Here is a 2,092-nt window from a genome sequence, read left to right as displayed (position 1 = left end):
TGGACGGCCTCCGCCATCTCCCCGATCTCGTCATTCTGGCCGACACCGGGGATCTCCACCGTCTTGTCAGCGTCCGCCAGGCGCCGCATGGCTCCGGCCATGGCGCCGATCGGCCGGGCGATACCGGTCCCGATGAACCAAGCGGCCGCGGCACCCAGCAGCAGCGAAACGGCGACCGAAGCCATCACAATCACCACGACCTTTTGCATGAAGGCGGAAGCCCGTGGACCGACCTTGTCCTGTTCGGCCTTGGCCAGCCCGCTCAACTCCGCCGCCGCCTCCATGACCTGGGGACCGATGACGTCGAGCTGCCCGGTGACGACCGCATTGCGATCCACGATGATGTCGTGCACCTGCGCGAAGGTTGTACGGTAGGTCTCTATTTCCTCAATCACCGCGGAAGTTAGGCGGCGGCGCGTCGGATTCTGCAGTTCGGCCATAAGCTTGGCCAGACTATCGTCCAGCACATCGAACTCTTCGAGCGCCCGCTCGTAGTCGCCGGCGCCGTTGGTGATCAGGAACTTCGAGACATAGAGGCGGGCCAGCAGCAAATGCTCCTGCGAGGAGCCCGCATAGAAGGCGGCCGCGATGTCGTTGTCGCGGTAGGCGCTTTCCATCACCTGCGTCAGCTTCTTGCGCATCTCCGGCCCGAGTACGTCCAGTGTCCCTTTCACCAGTTCGTCACGCTTGGCCTGATACTCCACGACGGTCTCGAACTTGGTCTCATAGTCGGTTACGCCTGTCTCGACGTTCACGAGAATTTCGCGTCGCTCTGGCAGGCGCACCAACTCCAGCGCGGCCTCTGCGGCATCGATAGTCCCCGTCTGAGCGGAGAGCACGCGGTCGAAACTGGCTCGGTCGCCGCGGATCAGAAAGTCCTTCACGGCGATCCGCGTTTCCATCATACCCTTGGTCACGATCGCGAAGGCGTTCGACTGGCGCGCCAGCTCGCGGTAACGGGTGAAGGTGTCGTTGGCGCTGCTCAGCGCGAAGATCGCACCGCCGCCGATCAGCAGCAGCAGCAGCAGCACCGCACCGAAGCCCCCGAAAGTCTTCGTCGTAATGCGGATGTCGTTCAAGAAGGTCATCGCAGCCTGGTCCTCCAATCGGCCAGGCAACGCTCTCCTTCATCACCTCGACCATTCAGGCGCCACTATTGACGACCGCGTTTAATCAAGGCTTAATTGTCATTTGAACACTGATGAAAACTTGTGCATCTTATAAATATTATTCGCAGGTAGATTTCAAACTGAGGAATACAAGTCTTCGAATACTATCAGAAGATTTATTATTCTCCAGCTTTTCTATTCAGGACGGTGAGCGGAGCGGACACGCCTCGTGACCCCATTGCGGCATCAGGCGCCCGACCGGCGCGAAGTCGTCCGTCAAGACCGGTACATCGGCCGCCGCCAAACGCGGATTCAGGATTTCGGCCGGCCAGATCACCCAGCGATGCCGCGCCGAAGCGAGCTGCGGGCGCCGGCTGGCAGCATCGCCCGCGACCACGAGAAAGGTACTGCGCGCACCAGAGCCGAGCTGATCGAGATCGACCCAAACCTCGACATGGCCGAAGACCCGCCGGAAGGTGGCGACGAAAGCGTAGAGAAACCGCGGATCCTCGGAACTGTCGATCAGGTTCTGGGCATAGAACCCGCCGGGTGCCAGCCGCCGATGCAGTAGCTGGGCAAACTCCTGCGTCACCAGATGCGGCGGCGCGGAGAAGTCGTGGAAGGCATCGCCGACGATGACGTCGAAGCGCCGGTCCGGCGGCATCCTGGTCAAGGCCAGACGGCCGTCCTCGTGACGCAGCTCGATGCCCGCGGGGTCGAACCAGAAGTGCGCTTGGGCGACGGCCGTCACCGCCGGGTCGATCTCCACGACAACCTGACGCGCGGCGGGATACTTCGCCTGCCAGGCACGCGGCAGGGTGTAGGCACCGCCGCCAATGAACAGCGCCAACGACACCTTCACCCGTTACCGCAAGCTGGCGCGCAAGCCTGAATTCGATGACGCCGGGATGCTCCCGGCAGCGATCGAGAACAGTGGCGACAGCACGACGCCGACGAAGGCCTTCGTCTTCATCGGAGATCGT

Annotated in this window: 2 protein-coding genes; both read right to left on the bottom strand. The window is 62.2% G+C overall.

The window, feature by feature from the left end; all coding sequences use genetic code 11:
- A partial coding sequence (locus tag DBZ32_RS21945) for a HAMP domain-containing protein (protein WP_162906924.1) occupies nucleotides 1–1,088 on the bottom strand: 1,088 nt, incomplete at its 3' end.
- Between the two features lie 220 nt (nucleotides 1,089–1,308).
- On the bottom strand, nucleotides 1,309–1,959 hold the full coding sequence (locus DBZ32_RS21940; RefSeq protein WP_162906923.1) for a fused MFS/spermidine synthase: 651 nt from the start codon (nucleotides 1,957–1,959) through the stop codon (nucleotides 1,309–1,311).
- Between the last annotated feature and the right edge of the window lie 133 nt (nucleotides 1,960–2,092).

The organism is Algihabitans albus (assembly GCF_003572205.1).
GTDB lineage: Bacteria > Pseudomonadota > Alphaproteobacteria > Kiloniellales > DSM-21159 > Algihabitans > Algihabitans albus.
The sequence above is the reverse complement of the archived record's forward strand: the minus strand, read 5'-3'. Positions and strand labels throughout refer to the sequence as shown.